The following is a 15,112-nucleotide window of genomic DNA, read 5'->3' as shown; positions in this document are numbered from 1 at the left end:
ATTATGAAAGCGAAGCCAAAGGTACAAGCTTTATATATGATTTAGTTATAATCTGGATTGAAGATGCTGGTGCAGTGCGCTTTTTGGGTGCAAAAACGAGTGATAAATAACGTAATTCTTTCTGTTTTAGTTCTTTATTAAGATAAAAAAATATATTTTTTTAGTTCTGCGAAAATCCTGTAACCGCTTAACATCCGTTAGTCAGAAACTTAATGGTGCACAAATAAGACTTGAACAATTTAATTTGCCTAATGTATACTATAGCAGTTGAGTAATAACGATAAGCGAAAACAGGGGGAGTAAAGCGATGCAATTATCAGAAACTAAGCGTCATTATAAAATGTACAAGAGTGGTAAATCTTGGATAATAACGGGGATTACGGCGACGGCGTTACTCATGGGAACGCAGATTGAAGTGTTGGCAGCTAATGGGGATAGCCAAGATCAGATCATTGCGAGTGAAAATGTAACCGCTATTTTACCGATCGGGACGGCCGTGACGGAATCGGCTACTGATAGCTCAGTAGCTAATATTAAAAATGACAGCGCTAACAAGAGTGAGGACGATGAGCCGCAACTTGAGTCGAATGCAACTGAGAATAGTACGGCGCTGACTGTGGCTGAGGACCCGGAAAGCGGTAGCGATGCACCATTAAATGCGGGAAGTGCTGCACAATCAGTGGCAGAGACAAAGGATTCGACGGCGGCTATCGTTGAGAAACCAGCAGATGAGCAGTCCAGCGGTGATCAAGCAACGAACGAAGGTGAGTTACAAGCAAGTTCAACCTCAGCCAGCGAAACTGAGCTTACTGCGGTATCAGCGTCAAGTGAGGCCGATGCTGAAATTGCAGACCAAGTTACGACTAACCTCGCCCCGGCAACGGTGGCAGCGCGATCTTATCCGCAGGCAGATGTCGATATCAACACTTGGATGCCGGATAAGAATTTTCAATTAGTGACATTGTGGGTCATTAATGATGAATTAGGGCTAGGCTTAACGGATGTTAATCAGATTACACAGGCTATGATGGGTCAGCTAAAGAAGTACTTCATTACGACGAAGCATCAAGAAGAAGACCGGGAATTTTATTTTGCCGTCATGAATACGGTGAGTTTAAAAGGCTTTGAATATGCGACTAATGTTGAAAGGCTCTGGTTTACGCCGAACTTGGAAGCAAATGAGAAATGGCAAGATAAGTTCGTGGTTTATGGCAAGCTGAAAGATATTAGTGCGTTGAAGGGGCTCAATAACTTAACTGAACTTAATCTACAATTGAATGATATTGATGATATTACGGCGTTGGCGGGGCTGCATTTAACGATTTTCAGTTTGTCATATAATCATATTTCTGATTTTACGCCGTTGGAAAGTTCATTGACGACACTCGCAAAGTCGGGTACGATGGCCAATCAGAAGATTGTGTTGAAAGATACTGTGACTTTAAATATTGATCCTAACACTGGGAAATTAGTGACGTCCTCCTTTGCATTTGGTAAAGACAAGACGCACAATCTGGCCATTACACCGGTTGACGGTTCAGATGCGGCTGGCAGCAATTTGACTGAAACGACGATTGAATGGACTAATTTTAAACAAAGTGGCTATTTAAAATATCAATGGCATGATGAGTGGCTGGCCGCACACGGCTTTGATTGTAATGGCTTTGTCTGGATACCATTCTGCATCCAAAATGACGATAGTGGCACAATTCAAATTGAATTTGTGGATGAGCAAGGGAATCATCTGAGTTCAGACATTTATCTTAATCATGGGTTAGATACCACGTACGATGTTGGTACGGATGCTAAAGTGATTGAGCGGTTACAAGCGTTGAAGGGGAAACAACTTGGGATTAAAGAAATCAAAGGGTCCCCAAATTGGACGGCCAGTAAGGAGCTGGGGCATTTGACCTACGTCTTAGCACCAATTCGTCCCACGGTTGATTTTCAAGTCGTCGATGAGAATGGTCAGGCGATTCCTAATGTGACGCTGCCAAATCAGCAAGGTGACTTTGATGAGGAATGGCAGGCAACCTTACCGACGATTCCAGGATACGAGTTTGTTCGGGCGACTGAAAACGGGCAAGGTCTAACGGTGACGGACAATCAATTAAGCGGCAAGTTTGTCGGTGATCAAACGATTCAACTGACTTATCGTGTCAAATCACAAAACGCGACGATTCATTTCGAATATGAAGATGGGACTTCGGTCGGTGATGACGTGCAGTTGACCGGTAAGCACGGCGACCCAATCAAATTTCCAACGAAACCTGAGATTCCAGGTTATTTCGCGGATGACTTGCCAACCGCTTACTTTCAAGATGGGGATAACGACTACACGGTCGTTTACCGAAAAGCCGGCAAAGTCACGGTGCAATATGTCGATGAGACTGGCAACCAAGTTAGCCCGATAGAAGATCTCAGTGGCAAAGTGGGCACGGATTATCAGACCCAGCCCAAAGAAATTGCCGGGTATCACTTGGTGAAACAACCACAAAATCAGCATGGTCAGTTTTCTAAACAACCGACGACCGTTGTCTATCAGTATGTGAAGACAGTTGTTGTCGCTGAAGATGGGCGGCCCATCACGGTACAATATGTTGATGAAACTGGTCAGCCAGTCGCGTCCGCAGACCAGTTGACTGGTAAAATCGGCGACAAGTATTTGGTGACGGCCAAGGTCATTTCAGGTTATGACTTTGTTGAAGTTAGCGGTAATCAAGCTGGGACTTTTAGTGATCAGGCCAAGACAATCAAGTTTGTTTATCGGCAAGTTGCCGTCAAGCAAGGAACGGTGACCGTCCACTACGTTGATACGCATGGCCGCGAAATCGTGAAGGAAACTGTGTTGACTGGTGAAGTTGGTCATGGCTATCAAATTGAGGCGCTGTTGATTGACGGGTATCGGCTCAAACGGACTGTCGGACAGGCAAGTGGTCAATTTAATGAAGATGCGGTGGACTTGCACTTTATTTATGAGCCAATCGACTTGGGCACTGATTCAGGTCAAGGCCCGGACGTGGGTCAACAAGGCACTAGCAAGCCCGTCCTTACTATGCCCGGTTTGGACCAACCAGCAACCGATAAAACAGATGATGAAAATGAGGCCCAAGCTAAAGTGACCGGAGATCATGCTGGACAGTCTGTGAAACCGGTGACTCATCCAACGGTTGCGCCGGTTAGCACCGCCGAAACCACTAAGCTAGCATCGCTTAGTCACAAAAGCGATGCTACCGAATTACCACAAACTGGTGAGCAACGGTTGAGTTGGCCAGCCGTTCTTGGGACTTGTTTGTTGGGATTAGTGGCCTATGTTGCTGGTCGAAAACGCGTTTAATGCGCACAACTAAAAGCAGATCAATGCCATTTTGCACGGCATTGATCTGTTTTTAGGTTCAGAATTGGGTTATAAGCACTGTTAAAAGTTTTTAGTCAATCGTATAGTCGTTATCTAACAAAGTCACTGACTCGCGAGGCAGCCCAACAATCTGAAGGTGTTTTTCTTTGGTCACAAAGATGGCGCCATAGAGGTCAGCACGATCAATGCCCCAGCCCGCTTCTGGTTCACCGGCAAAAAATAATCGTGTCGTTTCAATCTCCCCATCAATGGAAGCTTTTGAAAAAATCGTGACACTCAATAGGTCATTTTGTCGCGGGTAGCCAGTCTTGGCATCCAAAATATGATGGTATGATTTGCCGTTAACTTCTAAGTGTCGTTCGTAAATACCACTAGTGACCGCAGAACAAGGGCCAATTTTGACACTGGCGATGGCATTGCCACGTGGTGAAAGTGGGTTTTGCACGCCAACGCGCCATTGATGGTCGTCATGTAACGGCGAGTCCCCGACCATCAGCAGATTACCACCAAGATTAATCATCCCGGCGCGCTGTCCGAACGCTTCCCAGTAATCTTGAATGCGATCAGCGATGTAGCCCTTCGCAATGCCACCAAGATCCAGTTCCATGCCAGGACGCTTCAAATAAACGCTCAAATTTTGGTCATCGCAAGCCACTTGTTCAGGGTCGACTAATAATAGGCGCTCATCAATTTCCGCTTGGGTTGGGACTTGGGCATCGCTAAAGCCAATGCGCCATAGTTTTACTAATGGGCCAATTAGCGCGTTGAAGCCGAAGTGTTGCTGGCTCAGGACGATGGCCTGTTTAACGAGGGTATAAGTTGCGGCACTGACTTGAATGGGAGCGATTCCCGCAGCATGGTTGATAGCCATGACCTCAGAATTGGTTCGATTGACCGTCAGCCGGTCTTCATACTGGTCAATTAAGTCGCAAGCTTGGTTTAAATAAGCGTCACTGTCACTGCCAAATAAGGTCAGATCAATGTCGGTCCCTAAGCCATAATGTGACGCATGTCGCCGTTGGGTTGCCAAGTCAGCCGTCGCTGCTTGACCGTTGAAATTTAGTGTTGTCATTAATATCAGTCCTAAGTTAAATTAAAATGCCGGCGAGATGGTCGACTTCGTGCTGGATAATTTGGGCAATAAAGCCGTCAAACGATTGTCGTTGTGGTTTGAAGTTGCGATCTAAATAGGTCACGGTAATCCGCTGATAACGTTGGGTTGGTCGTTCACCAGTTAAAGAGAGACAACCTTCATTAGTTTGGTAGGGATTTTGATGAGCGACAATTTTAGGATTAAGCATCGGGACGGCAATCGGGCCCATTTGAACGACGATAATTTGTTGGTTAACCCCAATCATATTGGCGGCTATGCCAACACAATTGTCGGCATTGGCTTGTAACGTGTCGAGCAAGTCGGTCACCGTGCCGGCGTCTCGATTAGTTGCGGGAAGCGCCACTTGACTCAGAATTGCAGGATCGTGGACCACAGGTTTAATCATGAAAATTCCTCCAGTAGGATTGCTTGATAGGCTTATTATAGCGACCGTTAGTTGCTAGACGCAAGTGTCTTGGTGGTCAGTTTTGGGTTCCGACGATTTAAATGTTAGTTAACCGTCCATTCAAGAATGTCCCTGTTGGTCGCGAATCTGCGGTCATTCGATAAAATAGGGTCAGGTAGCGGTTTAACCATGGTTAATTTAGGTTTATCATAAGTGTGAATTTTTATTTTAATAAAATAAATTTGTTTTTGCTTTCTTTTCGTCGCGTGGGCAGTTAAAATATGGTTGTAGAAATAAGTTCGAATAAATTTTGATTGTTTGTTCGTTCTAATAATTGTAAGCGCCAACATAAGCAATGGGGAGGGTGTAAAAAAATGGCAGCAAAGTTAGTTCAAACAACTGTGACCGCGCCGGTTGCTGGGGAGTTATTGCCGCTTAGTGCAATTCATGATCCAGTTTTTTCAAAAGGATTAATGGGTAAAGGCTTCGGCATTGAACCAAGCGACGGTAAAATCGTTGCCCCGGTGAGTGGTGAAGTGACGATGATTGCGACGACTAAGCACGCAATTGGCTTGAAGACCATCAACGGGATGGAAGTCCTCTTACATTTGGGGATTGATACTGTCGAGTTGGGTGGCAAGCCGTATCAATTACGCGTTAAGATGGGAACCAAGGTCATCGCAGGTCAGGATTTGGCCAGCATGGATTTGGCCGAAATCAAAAAGGCCGGTAAACCGGCCACCGTCATGACGGTGATTACGAATAGTGCCGCTAACAACTATCAACTTTTTTTAAATGAGCTTGATCAATTGGTTGCGGCAGGCGACTCGGTTGCGATGGTGACCGGGGATGGTGTCGCCGCTACCGTGTCTTCGGCTAAGCCAAGTGTAAAAGTTGGTGACGGCAAGTATGATCAACTTGCCAATGACATCATTGAAAATGTGGGTGGGCCAGAAAACGTCAATAGTTTAATTCATTGTATTACCCGTTTACGTTTTTATTTGAAGGACGAAAGTATTGCGAAGACGTCAGTCATCAGTGACTTAGATGGCGTGATTGATGTCACCAAAGGGAGCGGCCAGTATCAAGTCGTGATTGGTCCCGCCGTTAACGATGTCTATGATGCGGTGATTGCGCAACTTGGCCCCCAGTTCAGTGATGATGCGGCGACTAAAAAAGCGGTTGCTGAAACTAGTGCCGCAGCTAATAAGCAACATTACGGCGTTTGGGGCACGATTCAACATGGGTTTAGCGGGATTATCGGCGTCATGACCGCTTCCATGATCCCAGTCATCGGAATTTTAGCTGGTTCTGGGATTCTAAAAGGGATTCTGGCGGCTTTAACTGGTTTTAAGGTATTAAGTGCGACTAGCGGCACTTATATGGTACTCAATGCCATCGGAGATGCCACGTTCTACTTCTTACCAGTGATACTAGGGTTCACCGCCGCCAAAAAACTTGGTTCTGATCCGATTGTAATGGCGATTGTCGGTGGGATACTCATTTATCCGCAAATTATTACGGCGGCTGGCAAAGCGGCAACAGCGCAAATTTCCTTCTTTGGCATTCCAACCCATCTCGTCTCATACTCGGCCTCTGTTTTTCCAATTATCGTCGCAGCCTGGCTCGGGGCTTATGTTGAAAAATTCTTGAAAAAAGTGGTGCCGCTGTATCTACGAAGCGTCTTTATTCCAATCTTAGAAGCATTGATTTTGAGTGTGATCGTCTTAGTTGGTGTTGGTCCCGTTATCACAATGATCAGTAAAGGCTTGGCCGATGGAATCGTTGCGATTTACAACTTTAGTCCCGCATTGTCTGGTTTTGTTATCGGCGGGCTGTATCAAACGATGGTCATCTTCGGGTTGCATTGGGGACTCATTCCAATCGTTATCAACGACATTGCCACCAATGGTCATAGTTATTTAAATGCCATCTTATCGATCACGATGGTTGCACAAGGTGGGGCGGTCTTAGCGGTCTTCCTCAAATCTAAAGATAAGAAACTTAAAGAAATTTCGTTAGCAGCTGCGGTTTCGGCCTTTTGTGGGGTCACGGAACCCGCACTATACGGGGTCAACTTGAAGTATAAACGGGTCTTCATCTGGGCCAGTATTGGGAGTGCCTTTGGTGGGTTAATCACTGGGTTATTGCGAGTTAACAACTACGCGTTATCCGGGTCATTAATTGGGTTCCCAGCGTTCATTACACCAGGTGTCGGAATTGGCAGCAACTTTTATGGTTATCTGATTTCACACTATGGGACCTTGCTCATTTCCACTGTCTTAGTCTTCTTATTTGGTTTCTCGGATAAAATGTTAGGTCAAAAGAAAGCCAAAGCGAAGGCAAACAAGCTTGAAACTGTGACAGAATAAGTCAAGATTGCCACTTTCGGTTGGGACTGATAACATGCGGTCGTGGGACTGGACCAAGCCAAGCACGTCTTGGTCCTCGCCCGGAACCCTTGCCAAAACCACAAGTGTCCCGGACCGTCCGTGGTGTAAAATCGGCAAAAACGGCCGATTAACGCCACCAGCACGACCGATGAGATCAGTCCCAACCTACAGCTAACGGAGTTGCTCACCATGAGTCAAGTTTAGGAGCGACTGTTTGCTGATATGGTTCTGTTCACGTTTCTTTTGAGACTTGCAACCTTGAGTTAGAACTTTCTTAATATGAAGAATCAGCGTTTAAATCTGACGCTGATTCTTTTTGTTGGAACCTGATTGACCCTGTCACTAGTTATTCTGCGTTAAGATAAACTTATGTTGAAAGGATGATGGTTGAATGTCAGTATTTAGTGAAGCCGAAAAAATTCAAATTTTTGCCGATTTAGTTAAAATCAAATCGGTTAATGATCATGAAATTGAAGTCGCTCAATATTTGCAGCGATTGTTCGCGGATCACGGGATTAAGGCAACGTTGATGCCACTAAGCGCGACACGGAGTAATCTGGTGGCCGAAATTGGAACAAACGGGCCAGTTTTAGGGATTTCTGGACACATGGATGTTGTGACGCCGGGGGATCTTGAGCAGTGGGACACTGACCCATTTGTCCTGACAGAGAAAGCGGGCAAGTTGTATGGTCGTGGTGCAACCGATATGAAGTCTGGCTTAGCGGCAATGGCAATTGCGATGATTGAAATCAAGGCTGCCAAGACGCTGACCCATGGCCGGATTCGATTGATGGCAACCGTGGCTGAAGAAATTGGCGAGACTGGGTCGCAACAGTTTCATACCGCTGGGACCATGAAAGACGTCGACGCTTTGCTGATCGGTGAGCCGTCGGGGTATAACATTGCGTTTGCACATAAGGGGTCGATTGATGTTCGCATTAAGTCGACTGGGAAGGCCGCGCACAGTTCAATGCCAGAACAGGGCTATAATGCGCTTGATCCACTGATTGAATTACTCAATCAAGCTAACCATGATTTTCGTGAAAGTGACCGGCACAATGCCTTACTTGGTGATTTAGTGTTTAACGCCACAATTTTACAAGGTGGCAATCAGGTCAATTCGATTCCCGCTCAGGCGAAAACTGAAATGAATATTCGGTCAATTCCTGAATATGATAATGTGGCTGCGATTGAAACGCTACAAAAGCTCGTTGATGAACAGAATGCGAAAGGCGCTAAGCTAGACATGTCAGTCTTCATGTCACAAAATCCAGTGCAGTCGCCCAAGGACACTAAGTTAAGTAATCTGGCAGCTAAGATTGGCGAAAGCTTTGCCGGACAACCAATTCCGAAGGTAGCTATTCCAGCGGTGACGGATGCCTCGAATTTGTTGAAAGGGAAGCCGAGTGATTTTCCATTTATCATGTTTGGTCCCGGTAATGACACCCCGCATCAGGTCAATGAAAGTATTGATAAGCAGATGTATCTTGACTTCATTAACTTATATGAAGAATTGTTTGTTGATTATTTGAAATAAACGAAACACATGATTGATAGTTTAGCCAAATTAAAAGGACAACGTTTAGTGCAACTTGCACTAAGTGTTGTCCTTTAATGGTCTTCTGTAGATTAATAATCTGGTTTTAATGGCGTCCCTGAAGTGAGGGAAGCGCCCTTTAAGGCAGCTGCGGTAGTCGTTGGCATATCACTGTGTTTAGGACTCCAGCCGGTGTCTTTGTTGAGTTGAGTCGTTTGTTGACTTGTTTTCAACGTCATGTCATTGGCATCATTCAAAGTTAAGGTCGCCGTACCCAAGTCTAGTTGGGTAATTGTGGCGCGACTATTGTTGACTAATTTTAAGTTGAAGTTGCCTTTAATTGTTGCGTGTCCCGATTGAAATAAGGCTAACTGTTGATTAGCATTTAAATATAAAACTAATTGTTCAGACTGACTGACCCAACGGCCCAAATAGTCGGTCGAATGGACCTTACTAACAGCGGTCACGGTCGGGGCTGCCGAACTAATTTGCTGGTTGGCACTGTCATCCCCGGTGGCCGTTGACTGGCACCCGGCTAATCCAATACTCAGGATTAGTACCAAGCCCAAGACGCCCCGTATTTTTTTCATCTAATCTCTCCTCCGACGAGTCTGGGACAAAACCCCAGACTCGTTTGTAACTCCGAATATTTATCCTCGAAACGTGGAACAAGAGGCACGGATGCAACAGAGCTACGGAAACCGAACGATTGCAAGCCCCAATCATCCGGTTTCCTAGGCTATGCTCGGTAGCAACCCGCCTTTTGTCCCACGCTTGCTCTCTCAGAGTTCTATTATAGATGACCATTATCATAATCGAAACCAAAACGCGTCTCTTTAGCAATAAATTTAATTTTAGGATTGATAATTTAAGACCAAATTAATTATTAACGTTTACGAGTGTATTGTTTGAAAATCAATTTTGAACGATTGGTTACGACTAAAGTCATCGTGAAAATTTTAATGAAACCGCGGGTAGTTGGCCCGTATCAGGGTCGTTCAAGACCTATATTAATTATTCCAAATCTATCAATCAAATGATATAAAACAAATTTTTTGATGAGTTATATTGATGGCAAACCGCGCGAATTATGCTTTTTGCTTGAGAAGCAGTCAATAACACCATATAGGCAGTTCCTCAAAAATGAGCTACTATATATAGTATCGAAAACGGATGAGTAGCACAATTGGTTGTGCCGCTGTACCTTTTGTGCCAAAGTGACGGAAAAGTGAGGATGCACATGTTAACAACAAACACAACGGAAATTTTAGATCAATTGCGACCATTGCCAGTCATCAAGCGTGGTGGGACACAGACGAAATTTCATCCATATAAACTTAATTTTGTTTTAGATCAACTTGGGTTAGATGAGGCGGCTCAAACGGCAGTCAAGCGGGCGCTAGTTGAACATTATCAACAAACGACCGTGATTGAAACACGTGAATTGCGGCCAGCATTGCGCCAAATTTTAATTGATTTGGCTGAAACTGACGCCGCGGATCGGTATCAAGCTTATTTTGTCGCGGAACAAGGCCGATTTTCAGCCGCAACCAATGTTCGTGAACGAATTGAAAAGTTATTCAATAAGGACGCGAGTGTGGTTCACGAAAATGCTAATAAGGATAGTAACGTTTTTAATACCCAGCGGGATCTTGAAGCTGGGGCGGCGAGTCGGGCCATTGGCTTAAAAATGTTGCCTGATTTAGTGGCGAAAGCGCATTTGCGCGGTGATATTCATTGGCATGACTTGGACTATTCACCGGTCACCCCAGAAACCAATTGTTGCCTCATTGATTTTGATGGCATGTTTAAGAACGGTTATAAAATTGGGAACGCCGAAGTGGCTTCACCACGGTCAATTCAGACCGCCACGGCACAAATGGCGCAAATTATCGCGAATGTCGCTTCATTGCAGTATGGCGGTTGCTCCGCTAATCGGGTGGACCAATTATTGGCACCATATGCTGAGATTAATTATCAAAAACATTTGGCAGATGCTGAAAAGTGGGTCGCAGCCGATAAACGTAAGGCTTACGCCAAGACTAAGACAAAAAAAGATATTTATGATGCCATGCAAGCGTTGGAATATGAAATCAATACCTTGTATTCATCTCAAGGTCAAACACCATTTACGACGGTTAACTTTGGCTTAGGAACGAGTTGGATTGAACGTGAAATCCAGCGGGCAATTTTACAGATTCGCATAAAAGGCTTAGGTAAAGAACGACGGACAGCGATTTTTCCAAAGTTAATTTTCACGATCAAACGTGGTCTAAACTTAGCGCCAGATGATCCCAATTATGATATTAAAGAATTAGCCATCGACTGCTCAACCAAGCGGATGTACCCGGATCTTTTAATGTACGATAAAATCAAGGCACTCACGGGTAGTTTTAAAACGCCGATGGGTTGTCGTTCCTTCTTACAAGGCTGGCGTGACGATAATGGCGTTGAAGTCAATTCTGGCCGCATGAATTTGGGGGTTGTGACTGTCAATTTACCGCGGATCGCTTTGTCGGCCCACGGCGATCGCAAGCTATTCTGGGAAATTTTCGAGGAACGGATGGCGACTTGTCACCAAGCACTTGCTTACCGCATTGAACGAACTAAGGAAGCACAACCAGAAAATGCGCCCTTGCTTTATATGTATGGCGCCTTTGGCAAACGACTACCAGCTGGTGGCAATGTTGACGAGTTGTTCAAAAATCAGCGGGCGACGATTTCACTTGGCTATATTGGGATTTACGAAGTCTGCACGACGTTCTTTGGTCCAAACTGGGAACATGATGCTGAAGCACTTGATTTCGCTGAAACGGTTGTTAAGACGTTGCGGGATAAGTGTGCGGCGTGGGCAGCCGAGAGTGGCTACCATTATAGCCTCTATTCCACACCAGCTGAATCGTTGACTGATACGTTCTGTCGCGACGATATTGAAAAATTTGGTCGGATTCCAGATATTACTGACAAAGAATATTATACGAACAGTTTCCACTTTGATGTCCGGAAACATCCAACACCATTTGAAAAATTAACGATGGAAGAACGTTTTCCACAGTATGCATCGGGTGGGTTTATCCACTACTGTGAATATCCAAACTTAACCCAGAATCCCAAGGCCTTGGAAGCAGTTTGGGACTGGGCCTACGATCATGTCGGTTATTTAGGGACAAATACGGCCATCGACCAATGTTTCAAGTGTGGCTTCAAAGGTGAATTTAAGGCAACCGCGCGTGGCTTTGTTTGTCCACAATGTGGCAACCACGATCCGAAATATTGCGATGTTGTTAAACGGACCTGTGGTTATTTAGGAAATCCACAACAACGGCCGATGGTCCATGGCCGCCATGTGGAAATTGCGTCACGTCAAAAAAATATGTCTCCGGAGATGATTAAAAATGCCGCGCGCTATGAAAGGACCAAACAATCCGATGCCCAAAGAATGGCTGGCAGAGGACTTAAGTGAACAATACGTCGCTGACTACAAGGCGTTTAACTTTGTTGATGGGGAAGGCGTCCGCTGCAGTCTATATCTCAGTGGCTGCCCGTTTCATTGCCCTGGCTGCTACAATGTCGCCGCTCAGAATTTCCATTATGGGCAGCCCTATACGCAAGATTTAGAAGATCAGATTATGACCGATTTGAGTCAGGATTACGTGCAAGGCCTGACGTTGCTTGGTGGTGAACCATTTTTGAATACCCAAGTTGCGATTCGGATTTGTGAACGAATCAGAGCAGAATTTGGTCATACTAAGGATATCTGGTCTTGGTCAGGGTATAGCTGGGATGAATTACAACAGGATTCTGATGACAAGTTGAAATTATTATCACTAATTGATATTTTAGTGGATGGCCGCTTTTTGGAAGAACAGAAAGATTTGACGCTGCAATTTCGTGGGAGCGCCAATCAACGGATTATTGATGTGCCTAAATCACTCGCAACTGGTGAAGTCGTGATTTGGGATAAATTGAAACGTTAAGTCAGCTTAGACCAACCGCAGCGCGTGGCAATTAACGCCATGTGCTGTTTTTTTCGCCGAAAATTAGGTCATAAGGGAGTTTTGGAACATGTTAAACACAATTAAAATTTGGCAGAATCGTTACTTTCATTTTTGGGATTGCTTGAACATCCTACGTGCCGGTATTCTGGGCGCAAATGATGGGATTATCTCGGTTTCTGGGATCGTTCTAGGCGCTGTCGGCGCTGATTTGAGTAATACGACACTATTTATCAGTGGGATTTCTGGAATGATCGCGGGGGCCTGTTCGATGGCTGGTGGCGAATACGTCTCTGTCAGCGCTCAAAAAGAGGTGCAATTGAGTAAGCTAAACCAAGTAGCCACGGTCGATGCGACCCGACTTCGTGAAATTGATTTGTTGAACCCCATTCATGCGGCTGGAACGTCATTTGTGTCATTCATGCTGGGGGCGTTGATCCCGTTATTGGCGATTAGTTTGTCCACCCCAGCTTGGCGGCTCATCAATACAATTTTGGCGATGGTCGTTGCCTTGAGTTTGAATGCCACCGTCAGCGCCAAAAGGGCGACGGCTTCGTTACCAAAAGTTATTTTTAGAAATGTCATGGTCGGGATTGCAACGGCCCTGATCACCTATTTGGTAGGCTTGTTATTGGGCGGTCAAGTGGCGGCTTAAACGCGCAATTGCCGAGACAAATTGAAAGGACGCCAGCTTGAGCTGGGGCTGCTGAAAAAGTAGTTCGGTTTTAGGAAGTGCACCTAAATGTTCTGTAAACATTTAGATAGCGCTTTCTTTTTGATATAATTAGGCATCGAGGTGATTGAGATGCTTCAAAAACAAACAACATTGGGTCTCAGCAAGTATGCGGAGCTTTATGATATTTTAATTCCGGCAGACAATGAACTACGGAAACTAACCGAGCTCGTTGACTTTTCGTTTATCTATGATGAATTATCTGACAAATATTCAATTGATATGGGGAGAACCGCTGTCGACCCGATTCAAATGTTTAAGTATCTCTATCTGAAAGTACGATATAACCTTTCTGATCGTGATTTGGTTGTCCGAGCGAAGACGGATTTAGCAATGAAATTCTTCCTAGGACTTAACCCTGAAGACGACGTTATTCATCCCAGCTTATTAGCCAAGTTTCGCCGGCAACGGCTTAAAGACGTCAATTTGCTTAAAAAGTTGATCGGCAAAACGGTCGAAATCGCGATCAAAAATGATGTCTTAGCACCTGATACAATTATTGTCGACGCGACTCATACAGTGGCTAGATACAATCAAAAATCACCAGTCGAAACACTTCGGCAAGCAAGTAAAATATTGAGAAAACATCTTTATGGTGTTAATCCTAAAATCAAGGAACAATTGCCGGTAAAGAATACTTCCAACGATCTATTAAATGAACAACAATACGTTACAAAATTGATTGACGAGGTCAAAGCCAAGCCTCAATTATTCCCTCAAAACGGTATTTTCGAGGCTTTGAATAATCTTGAAGAAATTCAAGGTGACGTAAAGTCATATGAACGTTATTCCGCAGATCACGATGCCAAAACTGGTCACAAAAGCAAAGATACCTCATTTTTTGGTTACAAGACTCACTTAAGCATGACAGAAAATCAGATTATCACCGCCGCCGTGGTCACTAGTGGTGAAAAAGGTGATGGTCAATATTTACCAAGATTGATTGAAGATTCAGTTGAAAACGGCATGACGGTCACCGAAGTCATCGGTGATCACGCGTATTCCGGCAAGAAAAATTTAAAATATACCGCCAAAAATAAGATAAAACTAGTTTCACGCCTAACACCAGTAATCACCAATGGTCAACGTAAGGCCGAGGATAAATGGGATTATAATAAAGATGCCGGTATGTTTGTCTGTCCAGCAGGTCATATGGCGATTCGCAAAGCCAGGACTGGTAAAAAAGACCAAGGAACGAATCAATGTATGACGTACTTCTTTGATGTGGAACAGTGTCAGCATTGCCCACTACGAGAAGGATGTTATAAAGCGGGAGCGAAATCTAAAAGTTACAATGTATCAATCAAATCAAATGAACATAAGGCACAAATGGCCTTCGAAGCGACTGACTATTTCAATGAACGAGTCAAAACTCGTTACAAGATAGAGGCTAAGAACGCCGAATTAAAACACGAACATGGGTATGATCGATCGTAGCTATTCGAACGATATTCAGGCCATGACGCTCCAAGGGGCAATTACGCTCTTTTGTGTGAATATGAAACGGATACGGAAATTGATCGATGAAAAAGATAAAAAATAATGAAGAAGACAAGTAAATAGCTAAAAAATAGTGTCCCAACCGGAATAAATCGCC

General features: G+C 44.6%; 9 protein-coding genes and 1 pseudogene. 7 read left to right on the top strand and 3 right to left on the bottom strand.

Annotated features, from left to right (window positions below):
* Positions 1-307 precede the first annotated feature (307 nt).
* On the top strand, positions 308-3,337 hold the full coding sequence (locus tag FFM74_RS04240; protein ID WP_137625386.1) for a MucBP domain-containing protein: 3,030 nt from the start codon (positions 308-310) through the stop codon (positions 3,335-3,337).
* Between the two features lie 91 nt (positions 3,338-3,428).
* On the opposite strand, the gene FFM74_RS04235 is transcribed toward FFM74_RS04240, so the two are convergent.
* Both FFM74_RS04235 and FFM74_RS04230 read right to left on the bottom strand, forming a co-directional pair.
* A complete protein-coding gene (locus FFM74_RS04235; protein ID WP_137625385.1) occupies positions 3,429-4,430 on the bottom strand; it encodes an FAD:protein FMN transferase in 1,002 nt (333 codons plus the stop codon).
* 16 nt (positions 4,431-4,446) lie between these two features.
* The gene (locus tag FFM74_RS04230; protein ID WP_137625384.1) at positions 4,447-4,857 is read right to left on the bottom strand and encodes a peptide deformylase; all 411 of its coding nucleotides are present in this window, start codon (positions 4,855-4,857) and stop codon (positions 4,447-4,449) included.
* A 374-nt stretch (positions 4,858-5,231) separates the two neighbouring features.
* Between FFM74_RS04230 and FFM74_RS04225 the strand changes: the two genes are divergently transcribed.
* Both FFM74_RS04225 and FFM74_RS04220 read left to right on the top strand, forming a co-directional pair.
* On the top strand, positions 5,232-7,229 hold the full coding sequence (locus FFM74_RS04225) for a PTS sugar transporter subunit IIABC (RefSeq protein ID WP_137625383.1): 1,998 nt from the start codon (positions 5,232-5,234) through the stop codon (positions 7,227-7,229).
* A gap of 412 nt (positions 7,230-7,641) precedes the next feature.
* Positions 7,642-8,787 carry an ArgE/DapE family deacylase gene (locus FFM74_RS04220; RefSeq protein ID WP_137625382.1) on the top strand — a complete coding sequence of 382 codons (1,146 nt, stop codon included), beginning with the start codon at positions 7,642-7,644 and terminating at the stop codon, positions 8,785-8,787.
* Between the two features lie 92 nt (positions 8,788-8,879).
* Here the strand turns inward: FFM74_RS04220 and FFM74_RS04215 are convergent, their stop codons facing one another.
* Positions 8,880-9,377 (bottom strand): hypothetical protein, encoded by a 498-nt coding sequence (locus FFM74_RS04215; protein ID WP_137625381.1) that lies wholly within the window; start codon positions 9,375-9,377, stop codon positions 8,880-8,882.
* Positions 9,378-10,027: 650 nt separating this feature from the next.
* Between FFM74_RS04215 and nrdD the strand changes: the two genes are divergently transcribed.
* From nrdD to FFM74_RS04195, 4 genes and pseudogenes are all read left to right on the top strand, one after another.
* Positions 10,028-12,250, top strand: a complete 2,223-nt coding sequence (gene nrdD / locus FFM74_RS04210) for an anaerobic ribonucleoside-triphosphate reductase (protein ID WP_137625380.1) — start codon at positions 10,028-10,030, stop codon at positions 12,248-12,250.
* Positions 12,183-12,764, top strand: a complete 582-nt coding sequence (nrdG, locus tag FFM74_RS04205) for an anaerobic ribonucleoside-triphosphate reductase activating protein (protein WP_137625379.1) — start codon at positions 12,183-12,185, stop codon at positions 12,762-12,764. The genes nrdD and nrdG overlap by 68 nt, the downstream gene beginning before the upstream one ends.
* Before the next feature lie 88 nt (positions 12,765-12,852).
* Positions 12,853-13,437: a VIT1/CCC1 transporter family protein gene (locus tag FFM74_RS04200; RefSeq protein WP_137625378.1), complete on the top strand. Its 585-nt coding sequence runs from the start codon at positions 12,853-12,855 to the stop codon at positions 13,435-13,437.
* A gap of 150 nt (positions 13,438-13,587) precedes the next feature.
* Positions 13,588-15,058: pseudogene (locus FFM74_RS04195) on the top strand (IS1182 family transposase).
* The last annotated feature ends 54 nt before the right edge of the window (positions 15,059-15,112 follow it).

It is taken from the genome of Lactiplantibacillus pingfangensis, assembly GCF_005404945.1.
GTDB lineage: Bacteria > Bacillota > Bacilli > Lactobacillales > Lactobacillaceae > Lactiplantibacillus > Lactiplantibacillus pingfangensis.
The sequence above is the reverse complement of the archived record's forward strand: the minus strand, read 5'-3'. Positions and strand labels throughout refer to the sequence as shown.

What these genes read in the sequence shown, in the direction of transcription:
- FFM74_RS04240 (WP_137625386.1), top strand. Translation starts at nt 308, where the DNA reads ATGCAATTATCAGAAACTAAGCGTCATTATAAAATGTACAAGAGTGGT.
- FFM74_RS04235 (WP_137625385.1), bottom strand. Translation starts at nt 4,430, where the DNA reads ATGACAACACTAAATTTCAACGGTCAAGCAGCGACGGCTGACTTGGCA.
- FFM74_RS04230 (WP_137625384.1), bottom strand. Translation starts at nt 4,857, where the DNA reads ATGATTAAACCTGTGGTCCACGATCCTGCAATTCTGAGTCAAGTGGCG.
- FFM74_RS04225 (WP_137625383.1), top strand. Translation starts at nt 5,232, where the DNA reads ATGGCAGCAAAGTTAGTTCAAACAACTGTGACCGCGCCGGTTGCTGGG.
- FFM74_RS04220 (WP_137625382.1), top strand. Translation starts at nt 7,642, where the DNA reads ATGTCAGTATTTAGTGAAGCCGAAAAAATTCAAATTTTTGCCGATTTA.
- FFM74_RS04215 (WP_137625381.1), bottom strand. Translation starts at nt 9,377, where the DNA reads ATGAAAAAAATACGGGGCGTCTTGGGCTTGGTACTAATCCTGAGTATT.
- nrdD (WP_137625380.1), top strand. Translation starts at nt 10,028, where the DNA reads ATGTTAACAACAAACACAACGGAAATTTTAGATCAATTGCGACCATTG.
- nrdG (WP_137625379.1), top strand. Translation starts at nt 12,183, where the DNA reads ATGCCGCGCGCTATGAAAGGACCAAACAATCCGATGCCCAAAGAATGG.
- FFM74_RS04200 (WP_137625378.1), top strand. Translation starts at nt 12,853, where the DNA reads ATGTTAAACACAATTAAAATTTGGCAGAATCGTTACTTTCATTTTTGG.